Below are 17,428 nucleotides of genomic sequence, written 5' to 3'. Positions count from 1 at the left end.
CAGCCGAGCGCGCGCGTGGCGCGCGATTTTGCTGCAATGCGATCGTTCCCCGACAGGCGGGAATACCCGCCGTTGCGGCGGCCTGTCTCAAATACCCAGTATGCTAAAATCCACGGGTTTTCCTCTTCGGCCTCAACCTCCAGCATGCCGCTATCCGAGCCCGTGCCCCGTCAGTTGCGACATCGACGCGCAATCCGAGCGGACGCCTACGAGCGCGGCGACGGCTTGTGGGATATCGAAGCCTGCCTGACCGATCACAAGCCGCGCGACGTCGCGCTTGCATCGGGCATTCGGCCTCAGGGCCTGCCGATCCACGAACTCTGGCTGCGCGTGACCATCGATCGTGACCTCAACGTCGTCGACGCCGAAGCGTCGTCGGAATGGGTGCCATATCCGGGTCACTGTCAATCCGCTCCTCCCGCCTACCGGGCCCTGATCGGGCTCAACCTCTTCCGCAATTTCCGTCGCGACGCGAACCGGCTCCTTTCGGGCACCGCGGGCTGCTCGCACCTCACCGAACTGTGCGCCGTGCTGCCGACGGCGGCGATCCAGGCGTTCGCCGGTGACGTATGGAACGTGCGCGAGGCGGGCGGCGAAGGGCCGGAGCACGACGACGCGCACGACGAACCGCCTTTTCAGCTCGGCCGCTGCCGTGCGCTGCGGTTCGACGGCGAGGTCGTGCGGCAGTACTACCCGCGGTGGTACGGCGCGAGCCGGCCGGAGTCGGGCGGCACGAAGGAATGAACGGAAATCATTCAAAGAAGCGTCTTAAGCGACTTTTCATCCAACTCTCAGACTGAAGGGAATCACGCATGAAGATTCACGAGTACCAGGGTAAGGAAATCCTGCGGAAATTCGGAGTCGCGGTACCGCGCGGCAAGCCGGCGTTCTCGGTGGACGAGGCCGTCAAGGTGGCGGAAGAGCTCGGTGGCCCGGTGTGGGTCGTCAAGGCTCAGATTCACGCGGGTGGCCGCGGCAAGGGCGGCGGCGTGAAGGTCGCGAAGTCGCTCGAGCAGGTGCGCGAATACGCGAACCAGATCCTCGGCATGCAGCTGGTCACGCACCAGACGGGCCCGGAAGGCCAGAAGGTGAACCGCCTGCTGATCGAAGAAGGCGCCGACATCAAGCAGGAACTGTATGTCAGCCTCGTCGTCGACCGCATCTCGCAGAAGATCGTGCTGATGGGTTCGAGCGAAGGCGGCATGGACATCGAAGAAGTCGCCGAAAAGCATCCGGAACTGATCCATAAGGTCATCGTCGAGCCCTCGACGGGCCTGCTCGACGCGCAGGCAGACGACCTCGCCACGAAGATCGGCGTGCCGGCTGCTTCGATTCCGCAAGCACGCGCGATCCTGCAAGGCCTGTACAAGGCATTCTGGGAAACCGACGCATCGCTGGCTGAAATCAACCCGCTGAACGTTTCCGGCGACGGCAAGGTCATCGCACTCGACGCGAAGTTCAACTTCGACTCGAACGCGCTGTTCCGTCACCCGGAAATCGTCGCGTACCGCGATCTGGACGAAGAAGATCCGGCTGAAATCGAAGCGTCGAAGTTCGACCTCGCGTACATCTCGCTCGACGGCAACATCGGCTGCCTCGTAAACGGCGCGGGCCTCGCGATGGCGACGATGGACACGATCAAGCTGTTCGGCGGCGAACCGGCGAACTTCCTGGACGTCGGCGGTGGCGCGACGACCGAGAAGGTCACGGAAGCGTTCAAGCTGATGCTGAAGAACCCGGGTCTGAAGGCGATCCTCGTGAACATCTTCGGCGGCATCATGCGCTGCGACGTGATCGCGGAAGGCGTGATCGCCGGTTCGAAGGCCGTGAACCTGAACGTGCCGCTCGTCGTGCGCATGAAGGGCACGAACGAGGACCTGGGCAAGAAGATGCTGGCCGATTCCGGCCTGCCGATCATCTCGGCGGACAGCATGGAAGAGGCTGCGCAGAAGGTGGTCGCGGCTGCCGCAGGCAAGTAACGCTATCGAATACGCATGGCGGCGCGCTTCGCACGCGACGCCAATCGAACAGAGGTCAAAATACATGTCGATTCTGATCAACAAGGACACGAAGGTCATCACGCAGGGCATCACCGGCAAGACCGGTCAGTTCCACACGCGCGCCTGCCGTGAGTATGCAAACGGCCGCGAAGCATTCGTCGCGGGCGTGAACCCGAAGAAGGCCGGCGAAGATTTCGAAGGCATTCCGATCTACGCGAGCGTCAAGGAAGCGAAGGAAGAAACCGGCGCGACCGTGTCGGTCATCTACGTTCCGCCGGCAGGCGCCGCGGCCGCGATCTGGGAAGCGGTCGAAGCCGATCTCGATCTCGCGATCTGCATCACGGAAGGCATCCCCGTGCGCGACATGATCGAAGTGAAGGACCGCATGCGTCGCGAAGGCCGCAAGACGCTGCTGCTCGGGCCGAACTGCCCGGGCACGATCACGCCGGACGAGCTGAAGATCGGCATCATGCCGGGTCACATCCACCGCAAGGGCCGCATCGGCGTCGTGTCGCGTTCGGGCACGCTCACGTATGAAGCCGTGGCGCAGCTCACCGCGCTCGGCCTCGGCCAGTCGTCGGCAGTCGGTATCGGCGGCGACCCGATCAACGGTCTGAAGCACATCGACGTCATGAAGATGTTCAACGACGATCCGGATACGGATGCGGTCGTGATGATCGGCGAAATCGGCGGTCCGGACGAAGCGAACGCCGCGCAGTGGATCAAGGACAACATGAAGAAGCCGGTCGTCGGCTTCATCGCGGGCGTCACGGCGCCTCCGGGCAAGCGCATGGGCCACGCCGGCGCGCTGATCTCGGGCGGTGCGGATACGGCCGAAGCGAAGCTCGAAATCATGGAAGCCTGCGGCATCAAGGTCACGCGCAACCCGTCGGAAATGGGCCGCCTGCTGAAGGCAGCGCTGTAATTTCCGCGACGTGCGTCGTACAGAAAACGCCGGCCTAGCCGGCGTTTTTTGTTATCCTCGCGCAATCCGTTTGTAATCTCCGGGTACGTGCGATGCGCGTGCCGGTCTCCATTCTGGCCGCCCCGTCGGACGGCCAAGTCCTGCGAAACACATCGCCATGGTCGAATTTCTCACGTCGCTGCACTGGGGCGCGGTGCTCCAGATCGTCATCATCGACATCCTGCTTGGCGGCGACAACGCCGTCGTCATCGCGCTCGCATGCCGCAACCTGCCGGACAATCAGCGCTTGCGCGGCGTCGTGTGGGGCACGGCCGGCGCGATCCTGCTGCGCGTCGCGCTGATCGTGTTCGCGGTCGTGCTGCTCGACGTGCCGTTCCTGAAGCTCGGCGGCGGGCTGCTGCTGCTGTGGATCGGCATCAAGCTGATGGCGCCGGCGCCCGACGCGCACGACGACATCAAGCCCGCCAGCCGGTTGTGGGATGCCGTGAAGACGATCGTGATCGCCGACGCGGTGATGAGCCTCGACAACGTGATCGCGATCGCCGGCGCGGCCGAGCAGGCCGACCCGTCGCACCGGATCGCGCTCGTGATCTTCGGGCTCGTCGTCAGCGTGCCGATCATCGTCTGGGGCAGCACGCTGGTGCTGAAGCTGCTCGACCGTTTCCCGATCGTCGTCGCGTTCGGTGCAGGCCTGCTCGGCTGGATTGCCGGCGGGCTGATCGTGCACGACCCGGTCGGCGATCGCTGGCCGGTGCTCGACACGCCGGCCGCGGTCTACGGCGCGAGCATTGCCGGTGCGCTGCTCGTCGTCGCTGCGGGCTACGCGCTGCGCAGGCGGCGCAGCGTGACGCGCGCACACTGACGCGACGTTGGCCGTCCGGCCGAGTGCCGGTCTCGCGGCCCGCTGGCTACGATCGAAACGCCTGCCGAACCGGCAGGCGTTTTTCGTTTCCGGAGCCCGTCATGTTCGAAGCCTTTTCCGTTTCCCTGTTCCGCCGTATGGCCGCCGATCTGCGGCGCGCGCGGCGGCCGGCCCCGCTGCGTGCGTGGCGCGCCGGTTTCACGCTGATCGAGCTGATGATCGTGCTGGCGATCGTCGGCGTCGTCGCCGCGTATGCGATCCCCGCGTACCAGGACTATCTCGCGCGCTCGCGTGTGGGCGAAGGGCTCGCGCTCGCCTCGTCCGCGCGGCTCGCGGTTGCCGACAATGCCGCGAGCGGCACGGGGCTCGACGGCGGCTATAGTGCGCCGGCCGCGACGCGCAACGTCGAATCGATCCGCATCGACGCGGAGACAGGCCAGATCACCGTGGCGTATACCGCGCGCGTCGCCGCGGCGGGCGCCAATACGCTGGTGCTCGTGCCGTCGGCGCCCGACAAGCCCGATACGCCGACGGGGCGCGTGCCGTTGAAGAAAGGCGAGATGCAGGCCGGCGCGATCGCGTGGGAATGCTTTGCCGCAGGCAAGGATGCGTCATCGCTGCCGGCGCCGGGGGCCGGCCCGCTGCCCGGTACGGCCGCGACGTTGCCGGCCAAATATGCGCCGGCCGAATGCCGCGCGTAGCGCCGCGGCGGGGCAGGGCACGCGCAGCGCGCGGCTGCGCGTGCATCGCGTGCCGCGCGACGGTCCCGCACAGAGGGGGGAAAGTTTTGTATAGTGCGCCGGTTGCTGACATCCGGTTCGCTCATGCCTTCTACCTTTACCCGTTCGTTGCCGCTCATTGCACTGGCTGTCGCGCTGATCGTGCCGTATGCGATCACCACCCACACGTATCCGATTCCGACCTTCTATTCGGAATTTTCCGCGCTCGTGCTGTATCTGCTGCTCGGCCTGTCGGTCGTGCTGCTGGTGCGCGCGCAGCGCGCGGCCGAACCGTTTGCCGCACCGGCCGCGTTCGTCGCGCCGATCGGCTTCGCGCTCGTGCTGATCGCGCAGCTCGTGCTGCTGCCGCTGAAGGTGCCGTCGATGAACGGGCTCGCGCTCGGTTATCTCGCGGCCGCGCTGGTTGCGATGCAGGCCGGCTACGCGCTCGCGCGCGAGGGGCTCGGCGACGCGGTCGCGCGGATGATGGCGGGTGCACTGCTGATCGGCGGCGTGTTCGCGGTCGCGTGTCAGGTCGTGCAGCTGTTTCATCTGGAGTCGGCGGTGTCGCCGTTCGTCGTGATGTACAACATCGCGGTCGACCGGCGCCCTTACGGCAACATGGCGCAGGCGAACCATCTGGCGACCTACATCGCGTTCGCGATGGCCGGTGCGCTGTATCTCGTGCAGACGCGCCGGCTCGCGGTGTGGGCATGGCTCGCGCTCTCGGTCGTGCTGTCGGCTGGGCTCGCGCTGACGGTGTCGCGCGGTCCGTGGCTGCAGGTCGCGGTGATGGTCGTCGCGGGTTTCTGGATGGCGTGGGTCGAATCGCGCCGCACGCGCGGCGCCGCGCGCGCGTGGCTGCTGCCCGTCGTGCTGGTCGTCGCGTTCGTTGCCGTGAACGTCGCGGTGCGTTGGGCCAACGTCCACTATCAGCTGAATCTCGCCGAATCGGCGGCCGAGCGGATGCGCGACGCCGGGCAGATCGCGCCGCGCCTCGCGCTGTGGAAGTACGGGCTCGCGATGTTCCGCGAGCATCCGCTGCTCGGCGTCGGCTGGGGCGAGTTCCCGTCGCACCAGTTTGCGCTGGCGCGCGCGCTTGGCGGCGTCGAGATCGCGAACAACTCGCACGACATCTTCATCGACCTGCTCGCGAAGTCCGGCCTCGTCGGCCTCGGTGTGCTGGCCGTCACGCTCGTGATGTGGTTTGTGCGGGCGGTGCGCGCACCGCAGTCGAGCTCGCGCGTGTTCGGCTTTGCGCTGATCGGCATCCTGCTGATGCACGCGCTCGTCGAGTATCCGCAGCAATACATGTTCTTCCTGCTGCCCGCGATGTTCGTGATCGGGCTGCTCGACGTGAAGCCGTTGCGCGTGCTGCCTGCGCGCGCGGCGTTTGCGCTGTTCGCGGTGCTGTCGTTCGCCGGGCTGCTCGCGACGATTCCCGTGCTGCGCGACTATCAGCGCGCCGAGGTGCTGTATTACGGCAGCAGTCCGGCCGCGCAGTACCGCGATGCGCCGTCGCTGCTGTTCCACGCGTGGGGCGATTACGGCGCGGCCACGCTGCTCACGATCTCGCCGGACGATCTGCCGGCGAAGCTCGCCGCGCACGAGCGCGCGATCGCGCTGCTGCCGGGCGAGACGGTGCTGCGCCGCTATGCGGTGCTGCAGGCGCTCGACGGGCGGGAAGCCGATGCGCTCGATACCGTCGCGCGGCTGCAGGTGTTCGCGAAGGAGCTGAAGGACTGGCCGGCGCAACTCGCGTTGCTCTACAAGCTGTGCGACGAGCATCCGTCGTTGAAGGCGTTCAAGGCGGCGATCGTCGCGAAATACGGCGAAGTGCCGTCCGATGCGGACGACGAGTCTGACGACGAGGACGATACGGAGTAAGAGACGCGGCGCAGCGGCCGACAAGCGGGATGCGCGCCGCCCGGTTCAGGCGATACGGCGATGGTCGGGCGACCGCACTGCGCGGGCGCGATTCCCGAGGCGCGCGGCGATTGCTTGCCGCATCGCACGGAGTCGCACCCGACGACACCGGGCCAGTGACGCGGCGCCGTGCCGGATAAGCGGAATTCGCGCCGCTCGATACGGGCGATACAGCGGCGATCGTGCGACAGCGCGGCGCATGCGACTCCGCGCCGGGTGGCGATTGCTTCCCGGATCGCACGGAGTCGCGCCAAATCGGGCGCGATTCGCGTCAACCATTGTCAAATCGCTGCCATGCGCGCGACGGCGCGTGCACAATGCGCGAAAGCCTTCCGATGCGCGCTCGCGCACGTCGACGCAACGTTTCGGGCTCGAGGGCGCTCGACGTCGCGTCGGCTGGGTACGCAGCGGGATCGCGGCCGATCGATCGAGAGGCCGCGCGGCCGTCACGGGGCGCCGGTCCGACGGCCGCGGCCAGCCGAGCGCGTGCGGGGAGCGATGCCGCCGTCACGCGGCGTTCGTCCGGAACAGACCTGAACAACGATATTCGACCATGGCTATTCGCTCGACCTACCTGATCCTGCCTGCCGTCGCGATGCTGTTTTCCGGCTGCGCGATGCTGTCGTCGTCGCAGGAAAGCAAGCTGACGTGCCATATTCCGCGTGCCGTCTATCCGGATACCGCCAAGCCGCTCACGCGCCCGGCGACCGTGCTCGTGCGCGCGTTGATGACGGCGTCCGGCGAGGCGCAGAACGTGACGGTGACGACGAGCAGCCGCAACGCCGCGGCCGACCGGGCGGCCGTCGAGGCGATGGCGCGCGCAACGTGCACGCAGACCGGCGCCGCCGCGAACCCCTTCCTGCTGACGCAGCCGTTCGTGTTCGAGCCGCAGCGCGGCCAGTGACGCGGAGCGGGGCGCTGTCGAACTGAAGCGATTCGAATCGCAGATCGCCGACGCGTGCGTCGAATCGACTATCGCGTCCGCCCGTCAAACGCCGACGGCGCCGCGATGGAACGATGGATCACGCCTGCGCCTTCCAATCGCCCGACTTACCGCCGCGCTTCTCGGTGACACTGACATCGCCGATCACCATCCCGCGATCGACGGCCTTGCACATGTCGTAGACGGTCAGCAGCCCGACTTGCACCGCGGTCAGCGCTTCCATCTCGACGCCCGTGCGGCCGAACGTTTCCACCTGCGCGATGCAATGCACGCCCGGCAGCGCGTCGTCGAGTTCGAAATCGACGGCGACGCGCGTCAGCGCGAGCGGATGACAGAGCGGAATCAGATCCGCGGTGCGCTTTGCGCCCTGGATCGCGGCGATACGCGCCACGCCGAGCACGTCGCCTTTCTTCGCCTTGCCGTCGCGGATCAGCTCGAAGGTGGCCGGCAGCATCCGGATCGTGCCGCGCGCGACCGCGATCCGCTGCGTTTCCTGCTTGCCGCCGACGTCGACCATGTGCGCGTGGCCGGCGGCATCGAAATGGGTGAGTCCAGACATGTGATGCTCCTGTCGATCGTCGTCCGCGCGCGGACGTGTGTCGATCCTGATGCGTTGCGCTCGACCGGTATGCGGGACGCGGCCGCCACTCGGCGTTCCGGCGCGCATGCACGGCGGAGCGCCTGCGGCAGCGCGCGCCGCGATCTCGCGCAGGGTTTCAACGGGCGCCTATCATAGCAGCGGCGTTCGCGCCGGCGCGCGTGCAGATCGCGCGTGCGCGGCGCAGGACAGTCGCGGTCGCGCCGGTACAATGGCCACGATATTCAGATCAGACCAAACGCCGCGATGCGCGCCCGGCGCGCGGGCGGCGTCGCTCCATCCTGCCATGCGTGTCAAACAGTTGCTTGCCGTGTCGTTATCGGCTGCGCTCGCGCTGCCGGCGAACAGCTTCGCGCAGCGTACGGCGCCGGCGCCGCTCGAATCGGTCAACGCCGCTTCGCCGTCGATCTCGACCGTGCCGCCGGGCATCGCGACCGGCGTGTTCGGCACGTACGGCGGCGCGGAGAGCCGTTTTTCGGGCGCAACGGGCATCGCCGACGATGCGTCGGCACCCGCGGCAAGCCTGCGCGCGCCGCTTCGGGCGTTCGAGTTGCCCGATCTCGGCGACGGATCCGGCGGCGCGCTGACGCCGCAGGCCGAGCGCAAGCTCGGCGAGCGCGTGATGCGCGACGTGCGGCGCGACCCCGACTATCTCGACGACTGGCTCGTCCGCGACTACCTGAATGCGGTGGCGAAACGTCTGGCGGCCGCGGCTTCCGCGCGGTACATCGGCGGCTATGCGCCGGACTTCGACCTGTTCGCCGTGCGCGATCCGCAGATCAACGCGTTCTCGATGCCGGGCGGCTTCATCGGCATCAACAGCGGGCTCGTCGTCGCGACGCAGACGGAATCGGAGCTCGCGTCGGTGATCGGTCACGAGATGGGGCACGTGCTGCAGCGGCACATCGCGCGCATGATCGGCGCGAACGAGAAAACCGGCTACACGGCGCTCGCGACGATGCTGCTCGGCGTGCTGGCCGGCGTGCTCGCGCGCAGCGGCGATCTCGGCAGCGCGATCGCGATGGGCGGACAGGCATTCGCGGTCGACAATCAGCTGCGCTTTTCGCGGACGGCCGAGCGCGAAGCCGACCGCGTCGGCTTCCAGCTGCTGGCGGGCGCCGGTTACGACCCGTACGGGATGCCGGGGTTCTTCGAACGCCTCGAACGTGCGTCGATGGGCGACGCCGGCGTACCGGCCTACGCGCGGACGCACCCGCTGACGGTCGAGCGGATCGCCGACATGGACGATCGCGCGCGGCGCGCGCCGTACCGTCAGCCGCGTCAGTCGCCGGAATACGGTTTCGTGCGCGCGCGGCTGCGGATCCTGCAGAACCGTGCGCCGAACGATATCGCGGCCGAAGCGCGGCGGATGCAGCTCGAGATCGACGATCGCACCGCGCCGAACGTCGCGGCGAACGCGTACGGCATCGCGCTGGCGAACGCGCTGCTCGGACAGTACGACGCGGCGGACCGCGCGCTCGCCACCGCGCGCGCAGCGTTCGATGCGCGCGAGGGCCGCGACCGCGATCCGGCCACGGGCTCGCCGAGCCTCGACGTGCTGGCCGCCGACATCGCGCGACGCGCGGGGCGTACCGACGACGCGGTGCGGCTCGCGGCGCTCGCGCAGCGGCGCTGGCCCGCGTCGCACGCGGCGATCGTCGTGCACCTGCAGACGCTGATCGCCGCGCGCCGCTTTGCCGAGGCGCAGACGCTCGCGCGGGCGCAGGCGAGCGCCGATCCCGATCAGCCGGACTGGTGGGACTACCTCGCGAAGGCGAGCGACGGGAAGGGCGACGTGCTCGCGCGGCGCCGCGCGCTGGCGGAGAAGCTCGCGCTGGACGGCGCGTGGCCGTCGGCGATTCGCCAGTTGAAGGAGGCGCGCGATGCGAAGGACGTGTCGTTCTACGACCAGTCGATCATCGGCGCGCGACTGCTGGAATTCGAGGCGCGCTACAAGGAAGAGCGCGAAGACGACAAGAACGGGCGCGGCTAGCGGTTAGCGGCGAGCGCGTGCGCGATGTACGCGCCGCGAACGCCGGCCGCGCTGATGAACGCGACGACGAACGCAGCGACGATCGCGCTCAGCGCCCGGCCTCGCCCGCGTTGCCGGCTTCGCTCGCGCGTCGGGCCGGGCTCGTGACGAAGCCGAACCGAGCCGGCACGTCGGTGCCCGCGATCTGCCCGAGCGGCAGCAGCCGAGCGTCGCGCCAGCGCAGCACGGGTGGCGTCGCGTCGAGGTCCGCGCGATCGGCGAACAGCCCGAGGTCGTGATCGTGCAGCGCGGCGACGCGCGGCCGCGTGCCGGCTTCGACGAACAGCACGCCGCCCGCATCGTCGAGCCATGCCTCGTCGGGCTCGAACGGCGCGCCGGTGTGATCGGTCAGCGACAGCTGTCCGTCGCGCTCGGCGAGCCGCACGATCCACGGCGTATACGCGAGCTCCACGTACACGCGCTGCGGCCCGTTCTGGAAAAACCACTGGCCGTGCGCGTCGCACTCGTAGTTGCGTCCGATGAAAGCGATCAGCGCGGCATGGCGGATCGGCGAACCGAGTTCGCCGGCAGCCTGCGCGGCCTCGTCGCGCAGCCGCCACGTGCCGCGCCGGTCGAGCAACAGCCAGCCCGTGCAGTGCGGCACGTTCGGCCATTTCGCGAGCGCCTGCTTGACGATGTCATCCATGGTCGACGAATTTGGAGCAATAGCCGAACACGCGCGCCGACAGCCAGTCGAGGCGGCCGGGGAACGGACCGGTCATGAATCCCGCGTGGCCGCCGTGCGCGGGCTGGTCGAGCTCGACGGCCGGCGACACGTCGGCCGGGCCCGGCAGCGCCGATTCGGGCAGGAAAGGATCGTTGCGCGCATTGAGAATCAGCGTCGGCACGTCGATCGCGGGCAGCAGCGGGCGCGTGGTCGCCTGTGTCCAGTAGTCGTTCGCATTCGCGAAACCGTGCAGCGGCGCGGTCACGACCTCGTCGAAGTCGTACATCGTCACCGCGCGCAGCATCGCGTCGCGGTCGAACAGCCCCGGATACTGCTCGAGCTTCATGAGCGCCTTGCGTTTCAGCGTCTTCAGGAAGCTGCGCGTGTACACCATCGCGAAGCCCTGCGACAGCGCGCGGCCGCCCGCATGCACGTCGATCGGCGTCGAGATCGCGGCGGCGGCCCGTACGATCGACGTGTCGCTGCGATGCTCGCCGAGCCAGCGCAGCAGCACGTTGCCGCCGAGCGACACGCCGGCCGCGACGATCGGCCCGCGATGCTGCGCGGCGAGCCGGCGCAGGATCCAGTCGACTTCGGCGCTGTCGGCGAGATGATAGAAGCGTGGCTGCCGGTTCAGTTCGCCGCTGCAGCTGCGAAAGTGCGGCACGACGCCGTGCCAGCCCTTCGCGCGCGCGGCGGCCATCATCGCGAGCGCGTAATGGGAGCCCGAGCTGCCTTCGAGGCCGTGGAACAGCACGAACAGCGGCGCGTCCGGCGGCGGCGCGGCGCTATCGAGATGCGCGACCCAGTCGAGGTCGATGAAGTCGTGATCGGGCGTTTCCCAGCGCTCGCGCCGGTATGCGACGACCGGCCGGCGCGCGAACAGCGCAGGCACGATCGTCTGCACGTGGCTGTTCGGCAGCCAGCGCGGTGCGCGATAGCGCAGCAGATTGTCGTCGTCGGGGGCCTGCGGCCCGGTCAGCGGCGATGTGGGCGGTGAAGCCGTACTCATGATCGCCCCGCGTTCTTCGTTTATTCGTCAGTGCAGCGGGCCCTGCCCGTGACGGATCTTGGCGGCGAACTGCCCGGCCGCCTGCTCGGGAATCGGGCTCGCGTGGATATGCGCGATGCGCCACTCGCCGCGTTCGTGAATCATCACGTACGTCGCAAAAACCATGTCGGGATCGGCCGTCAGGTCGGCTTGCTGGTGCGCTTCGGCGATCGTGTAGACGACCGTGCCGAGGCTGTCGTAGACGCGGATGTCGAGCGGCTCGATCGTCACCGGACGCGTCGCGAGCCGCGTGCCGAGCCCGCTGCGGATCTGGTCGAGCCCATGCAGATGCTCGCCGTCGGCCCACACGCAGCTGGCGAAATCCTCGTCGATCCACAACGCCAGCAGCGCGTCGAGATTGGCATCGGCGACGGCCTGGTAGTAGGCGTTGAGCGTATCGGCGGCGGCTTCGAAAAGGCGGGCAAAACGTGGCATCGGGGTTATCTCTCGCGCGCGTCGCGCGCCGTATTCAGCACGGCGGCCCGGGTGGGGCCGCCGCGCACCGGTGAATCGGATTGCCCGGCGCGCCGGGCGACGCCGCCGGTCAAGGTCAGCGCTGCCCGACGAGCATGCCGCGCAAATCGCCGAATACCTGTTCGGGGCCGAGTTCGCGCAGACAATTCAGGTGGCCGAGCGGGCACTCGCGCTCGAAACAGGGACTGCATTCGAGATGCAGCCATTGTACCTTCGCCAGGTCCGACAGCGGAGGAGTGTGGCGCGGATCGGTCGACCCGTACACCGCGACGAGCGGCCGGCGCAGCGCGGCGGCGACGTGCATCAGCCCCGAATCGTTCGTGACGACGGCATTCGCGCGTGCGATCAGCGCGCACGCCTCGGAGAGCGAGGTCTGCCCGCAGAGATTGCGCACGTTCGGCGCGTGATCGGCGATCGCCTGCGCGGCCGCCGCGTCCTTCTGCGAGCCGAGCGCGACGATCTGCGTATACGGGAACGACTGGTGGACGATCGTCGCGAGCGTCGCGAAATGCTCGGGCGGCCAGCGCTTGGCCGGCCCGTATTCCGCGCCCGGGCAGAACACGACGAGCGGCTTGCGCGTATCGAGATTGAAGCGCGCGGAGACGCGCGCCGTCTCGTTCAGGTCCGCGTCGAGGCGCGGCGGCGGCAGCGTCTTCATCGACTCGGGCAGCTTCGCGCCCGGCGCGTACGCGAGCGCCGCGTAGTGCGTCGTCATCGGCGGCCGTTCGGCGGACTTGTCGGGGTTCGCGTGACGCACGTTCAAGAGCCCGTAGCGGTGCTCGCCCGTGTAGCCGATGCGCAGCGGAATGTTCGCGAGCCACGGAATCACCGCCGATTTCAGCGAATTCGGCAGCACGTAGGCGGCGTCGTAGCCGACGTCGCGCAGATCGCTCGCGAGCTGCCAGCGGCGCAGCAGCTGCAGCTTGCCGTGCGCGAGATCGGTCGCGTAGACATCGTGGATCTCGGGCATCCGTTCGAGCACCGGCGCGACCCAGGTGGGCGCGACGGCGTCGATCGCGATGCGGGGATGGAGTTTCTTCAGCAGCGCAAAGAGCGGCTGCGCCATCAATGCGTCACCGATCCAGTTCGGTGCGATAACCAGCGCTCGACGCATCAGGTCGATTTCCGATGTCGTAATGAAACGCGCCGCGCGAGCGCCGCGTTCGGGTTGCCAGATAGGGAAACGGCGGCGTGCCGGAACAAGCCCGGCTGCGCCGCCTCGTGGATAGCGCGGGCCCGCAGGCCCGATGCGCTCAGTGGCCCTTGACCACCTCGCCGTCGCGCAGCTTGTAGCGCGTGCCGCAGTACGGGCAGCGCGCTTCGCCGTGCGACACGTCGATGAACACGCGCGGATGGGCGTTCCAGCGCGTCATGGCGGGATTCGGGCAGTAGGCGGGGAGGTCCTTCGCCGCCAGCTCGACCAGCGGCATTTCCTTGATTTCACTCATGAGACTTTCTCTTGTCACTCTTCTTGGTGGGGCGGTCGGGGCGTGCGCGCTCAGACCTTGGTCAGCCAGTGCGCGTACTTCGCGTTCTTGCCCGACACGATATCGAAAAACGCCGATTGCAGCTTTTCGGTGACGGGGCCGCGCGCGCCGCTGCCGATCGTGCGGTTGTCGAGTTCGCGGATCGGCGTGACTTCGGCGGCCGTGCCGGTGAAGAACGCTTCGTCGGCCGTGTAGACCTCGTCGCGCGTGATGCGCTTCTCGATGACTTCGATGCCGGCGTCCTTCGCGAGCGTGATGATCGTGTCGCGCGTGATGCCGTCGAGGCACGACGACAGATCGGGCGTGTACAGCTTGCCGCGGTTCACGAGGAAGAAGTTCTCGCCGGAGCCTTCGGACACGTAGCCGTCGACGTCGAGCAGCAGCGCTTCGTCGTAGCCGTCGGCCGTCGCTTCCTGGTTCGCGAGGATCGAGTTCACGTACCAGCCGGACGCCTTCGCGCGCACCATCGACACGTTCACGTGATGGCGCGTGAACGACGACGTCTTCACGCGGATGCCCTTCGCGAGGCCGTCCTCGCCGAGGTAGGCGCCCCACGGCCAGGCGGCGATCGCGACGTGGATCGTGTTGCCCTTCGCCGACACGCCGAGCTTTTCCGAGCCGACCCAGATGATCGGGCGCAGGTAGCACGACTCGAGCTTGTTCTCGCGCACGACTTCGCGCTGCGCGGCTTCCAGCGTTTCCTGGTCGAACGGCACGTCCATCTGGAAGATCTTCGCGGAATTCAGCAGACGTTTCGTGTGCTCGGGCAGACGGAAGATCGCGGTGCTGCCGTCGGCCGTCTTGTATGCGCGCACGCCCTCGAAGACGCCCATGCCGTAGTGCAGCGTGTGGGTCAGAACGTGGATCGTGGCGTCGCGCCAGTCGATCAGCTTGCCGTCCATCCAGATCTTGCCGTCGCGGTCGGCCATTGACATAGGATTCTCCTGGGATGCGTTTGTGTGCAGCGTTGAGCCGGAAAGACGCTTATTTTAGCGTCATTTGGGGGCGGGCCGGTCGGTCGGCGCGGGTGCGGCGCTATAATCGTCCGGCACCGATTCCAATAACGACGGGCCGTGCCGGCAGGAGGCGCCGGGGTCCGACGAACTGCCCGCCGCGGCCGCTTTCCATGCTCGCTCGATTGTCCCCGACCGACCGCTTCGCCCTGATCCAGGGCGCGCGCGACTATTCCCCGACGCTGATGGCGATCCTGTCCTGGGGGCTCGTCACCGGCATCGCGATGAGCCAGTCGGTCATGACGCTCGGGCAGGCGAGCGCGATGTCGCTGCTCGTCTACGCGGGCTCGTCGCAGCTCGCCGTGCTGCCGCTGCTCGCCGCGAAGCTGCCGATCTGGACGGTGCTGCTCACCGCCGCGATGGTCAACATGCGCTTCGTGATCTTCAGCGCCGGTCTCGCTCCCCATTTTTCCTATCTGCCGCTGTGGCGCCGTCTCGCGATCGGCTATTTCAACGGCGACGTGATCTATCTGCTGTTCCAGAAGCAGGGCTTCGCGAACGGCCACGTGCCGGGCAAGGAAGCGTACTTCTGGGGGATGGCGCTCGCGAGCTGGGTGTCGTGGCAGGTGTCGTCGCTCGCCGGCATCCTGCTCGCGAGCTTCTTCCCCGCCAGCTGGGGGCTCGAACTCGCCGGCACGCTCGCGCTGATTCCGATCATGGTGTCGGCGGTCGCGAACCGCTCGACGCTCGCGGCGGTCGCCGTCGCCGGCATCGTGTCGCTCGTCGCGTTCGACCTGCCGTACCGGCTCGCCTTGCCCATCGCGGTGCTCGCCGCGCTCGCGGCCGGCTGCACGGCCGACTGGTTCGTCGAGCGCGCCGACTGGCGCCGCATCCGCACCGAGACGGTGCGCAACGAGGAGGTCGAATGAGCGCGGCGGAAATCTGGATCGTGATCGTCGGGATGACGATCGTCACGGCCGTCACGCGCGCGCTGTTCCTGATCGGCGGCGAGCGCACCGTCCTGCCCGAACGCGCGCAGCGCGCGCTGCGCTATGCGCCGGCCGCCGCACTCGTCGCGGTCGTGCTGCCCGACGTGCTCGAAACGCCGGCCGGCCTGTCGTTCGCGCTGTCGAATCATCCGTTCTACGCGGCGCTCGCCGGCCTCGGCTGGTTCCTCTGGCGGCGCAGCATGCTGGGTACGATCGTCGTCGGCATGGTCGTGTTCACGGTGCTGCGGCTCGTCGTCTGAGGGCCGCCCGGCGGGGTGGCGGCGTCGCAACGGCGGCCGCTGCTATCTATGATGCAGCGCAGTATCGCGCGTGTCGCGGCACGCGATCCCAAATAGGCGGAATTCGCCGCCGCACGAGCCAGTGTGCGGGGTGGATCGGCTAGAATGCCCGTTCGAGATTTTTTACCCGTGCGCGTCATGCGGAGCCGCCAGCCACGGCCGCATCCGGCGCCCTTTCGCGGCAGCCCGCGCACGTCCGGCGTACCCCTTTCCCCATCCACTACTTCAATCAGTCCAACATGAGCCAAGTCAAGCGTCTTACCGACCTGATCGCCGCCGGCCAGCTCGCCGGCAAGCGTGTGTTCATCCGCGCCGACCTGAACGTCCCGCAGGACGATCACGGCAACATCACCGAAGACACGCGCGTGCGCGCCTCGGTGCCGGCCATCAAGGCGGCGCTCGAGGCCGGCGCGGCGGTGATGGTCACGTCGCACCTCGGCCGTCCGACCGAAGGCGAGTTCAAGCCGGAAGACTCGCTCGCGCCGGTCGCGAAGCGCCTGTCCGAGCTGCTCGGCCGCGACGTGCCGCTCGTCGCGAACTGGGTCGAGAACGGCGTGAACGTCGCGCCGGGCGAGGTCGTGCTGCTCGAGAACTGCCGCGTCAACAAGGGCGAGAAGAAGAATTCGGACGAGCTCGCGCAAAAAATGGCGAAGCTCTGCGACGTGTACGTGAACGACGCGTTCGGCACCGCGCACCGCGCGGAGGCCACCACGCACGGGATCGCGAAATACGCGCCGGTTGCGTGCGCGGGCCCGCTGCTTGCTGCGGAACTCGACGCGCTCGGCAAGGCGCTCGGCAATCCGGCGCGGCCGCTCGTCGCGATCGTCGCGGGTTCGAAGGTGTCGACCAAGCTGACGATCCTGAAGTCGCTGGCCGAAAAGGTCGACCAGCTGATCGTCGGCGGCGGGATTGCGAATACGTTCATGCTCGCGGCCGGCCTGTCGATCGGCAAGTCGCTCGCCGAACCGGATCTCGTCGACGAGGCGAAGGCGATCATCGACGAAGCGCGCAAGCGCGGCGCGTCGGTGCCGATCCCGACCGACGTCGTGACCGCGAAGGAATTCTCGCCGACGGCCGCAGCGACCGTGAAGCCCGTCGCCGACATCGAAGCCGACGACATGATCCTCGACATCGGCCCGGACACGGCAAAGGCGCTCGCGAGCCAGCTCGAGAAGGCCGGCACGATCGTCTGGAACGGGCCGGTCGGCGTGTTCGAGTTCGACCAGTTCGGCAACGGCACGAAGACACTCGCCGAAGCCATCGCGAAGTCGTCCGCGTTCTCGATCGCAGGCGGCGGCGACACGCTCGCGGCCATCGCGAAGTACGGCATCCACGACCAGGTCAGCTACATCTCGACGGGCGGCGGCGCCTTCCTCGAGTTCCTCGAAGGGAAGAAGCTGCCGGCAGTGGAAGTGCTCGAAACGCGGGCGGCCTGAGCGTGGCGGCGCGCGCAGGGGCGACGAAGGCCGCGCGCTCCGCGAAAGCGGAGCCGGCGGCCGGCGC

Annotated in this window: 18 protein-coding genes; 11 read left to right on the top strand and 7 right to left on the bottom strand. The window is 68.1% G+C overall.

Going from position 1 to position 17,428, the window contains the following annotated elements:
* The first annotated feature begins 144 nt into the window (after positions 1-144).
* From NP80_RS26280 to NP80_RS26250, 7 genes are all read left to right on the top strand, one after another.
* Positions 145-744 (top strand): DUF2889 domain-containing protein, encoded by a 600-nt coding sequence (locus NP80_RS26280; RefSeq protein ID WP_035488916.1) that lies wholly within the window; start codon positions 145-147, stop codon positions 742-744.
* A gap of 68 nt (positions 745-812) precedes the next feature.
* Positions 813-1,979 (top strand): ADP-forming succinate--CoA ligase subunit beta, encoded by a 1,167-nt coding sequence (gene sucC / locus NP80_RS26275; protein ID WP_006406507.1) that lies wholly within the window; start codon positions 813-815, stop codon positions 1,977-1,979.
* A gap of 64 nt (positions 1,980-2,043) precedes the next feature.
* Positions 2,044-2,925 carry a succinate--CoA ligase subunit alpha gene (sucD, locus tag NP80_RS26270; protein ID WP_006398391.1) on the top strand — a complete coding sequence of 294 codons (882 nt, stop codon included), beginning with the start codon at positions 2,044-2,046 and terminating at the stop codon, positions 2,923-2,925.
* 157 nt (positions 2,926-3,082) lie between these two features.
* Positions 3,083-3,787: a TerC family protein gene (locus tag NP80_RS26265; protein ID WP_006398392.1), complete on the top strand. Its 705-nt coding sequence runs from the start codon at positions 3,083-3,085 to the stop codon at positions 3,785-3,787.
* 101 nt (positions 3,788-3,888) lie between these two features.
* Positions 3,889-4,488, top strand: coding sequence for a pilin (locus NP80_RS26260; RefSeq protein ID WP_006411816.1), 600 nt, complete (start codon positions 3,889-3,891; stop codon positions 4,486-4,488).
* Between the two features lie 123 nt (positions 4,489-4,611).
* Positions 4,612-6,393 (top strand): PglL family O-oligosaccharyltransferase, encoded by a 1,782-nt coding sequence (locus tag NP80_RS26255; RefSeq protein ID WP_035948211.1) that lies wholly within the window; start codon positions 4,612-4,614, stop codon positions 6,391-6,393.
* Between the two features lie 592 nt (positions 6,394-6,985).
* On the top strand, positions 6,986-7,336 hold the full coding sequence (locus NP80_RS26250; protein WP_006406502.1) for a TonB family protein: 351 nt from the start codon (positions 6,986-6,988) through the stop codon (positions 7,334-7,336).
* Positions 7,337-7,454: 118 nt separating this feature from the next.
* Here the strand turns inward: NP80_RS26250 and moaC are convergent, their stop codons facing one another.
* Complete coding sequence (gene moaC / locus NP80_RS26245; RefSeq protein WP_006406501.1) at positions 7,455-7,934, bottom strand: cyclic pyranopterin monophosphate synthase MoaC; 480 nt, start codon at positions 7,932-7,934, stop codon at positions 7,455-7,457.
* Positions 7,935-8,259: 325 nt separating this feature from the next.
* On the opposite strand from moaC, the gene NP80_RS26240 reads away from it, so the two are divergent.
* Entirely contained in the window at positions 8,260-9,966 is a 1,707-nt protein-coding gene (locus NP80_RS26240; RefSeq protein ID WP_045594242.1) for a M48 family metalloprotease, read from the top strand.
* 88 nt (positions 9,967-10,054) lie between these two features.
* On the opposite strand, the gene NP80_RS26235 is transcribed toward NP80_RS26240, so the two are convergent.
* From NP80_RS26235 to NP80_RS26210, 6 genes are all read right to left on the bottom strand, one after another.
* Positions 10,055-10,651 (bottom strand): DUF2946 family protein, encoded by a 597-nt coding sequence (locus tag NP80_RS26235; RefSeq protein ID WP_006411812.1) that lies wholly within the window; start codon positions 10,649-10,651, stop codon positions 10,055-10,057.
* Positions 10,644-11,684 carry a hydrolase gene (locus tag NP80_RS26230; RefSeq protein WP_006411808.1) on the bottom strand — a complete coding sequence of 347 codons (1,041 nt, stop codon included), beginning with the start codon at positions 11,682-11,684 and terminating at the stop codon, positions 10,644-10,646. Before NP80_RS26230 ends, NP80_RS26235 begins: the two co-directional genes overlap by 8 nt.
* 27 nt (positions 11,685-11,711) lie before the next feature.
* The gene (locus NP80_RS26225; protein WP_006398400.1) at positions 11,712-12,158 is read right to left on the bottom strand and encodes a nuclear transport factor 2 family protein; all 447 of its coding nucleotides are present in this window, start codon (positions 12,156-12,158) and stop codon (positions 11,712-11,714) included.
* Between the two features lie 115 nt (positions 12,159-12,273).
* The gene (waaF, locus tag NP80_RS26220) at positions 12,274-13,311 is read right to left on the bottom strand and encodes a lipopolysaccharide heptosyltransferase II (protein WP_006406495.1); all 1,038 of its coding nucleotides are present in this window, start codon (positions 13,309-13,311) and stop codon (positions 12,274-12,276) included.
* A gap of 139 nt (positions 13,312-13,450) precedes the next feature.
* Positions 13,451-13,645: a zinc-finger domain-containing protein gene (locus NP80_RS26215; RefSeq protein WP_006398402.1), complete on the bottom strand. Its 195-nt coding sequence runs from the start codon at positions 13,643-13,645 to the stop codon at positions 13,451-13,453.
* A 50-nt stretch (positions 13,646-13,695) separates the two neighbouring features.
* Positions 13,696-14,619, bottom strand: a complete 924-nt coding sequence (locus NP80_RS26210; RefSeq protein ID WP_006398403.1) for a branched-chain amino acid transaminase — start codon at positions 14,617-14,619, stop codon at positions 13,696-13,698.
* A 191-nt stretch (positions 14,620-14,810) separates the two neighbouring features.
* Here NP80_RS26210 and NP80_RS26205 point away from each other — a divergent pair, with 191 nt between their 5' ends.
* From NP80_RS26205 to NP80_RS26195, 3 genes are all read left to right on the top strand, one after another.
* Entirely contained in the window at positions 14,811-15,566 is a 756-nt protein-coding gene (locus NP80_RS26205; protein ID WP_006398404.1) for an AzlC family ABC transporter permease, read from the top strand.
* Positions 15,563-15,886, top strand: a complete 324-nt coding sequence (locus NP80_RS26200; protein WP_006398405.1) for an AzlD domain-containing protein — start codon at positions 15,563-15,565, stop codon at positions 15,884-15,886. The genes NP80_RS26205 and NP80_RS26200 overlap by 4 nt, the downstream gene beginning before the upstream one ends.
* 278 nt (positions 15,887-16,164) lie before the next feature.
* On the top strand, positions 16,165-17,361 hold the full coding sequence (locus tag NP80_RS26195) for a phosphoglycerate kinase (RefSeq protein ID WP_006406492.1): 1,197 nt from the start codon (positions 16,165-16,167) through the stop codon (positions 17,359-17,361).
* Positions 17,362-17,428: the final 67 nt, after the last annotated feature.

It is taken from the genome of Burkholderia multivorans ATCC BAA-247 (assembly GCF_000959525.1).
Classification (GTDB): Bacteria; Pseudomonadota; Gammaproteobacteria; order Burkholderiales; family Burkholderiaceae; genus Burkholderia; species Burkholderia multivorans.
Note: the sequence above shows the minus strand (reverse complement) of the source record. Positions and strands in the feature narration are given on the sequence as shown.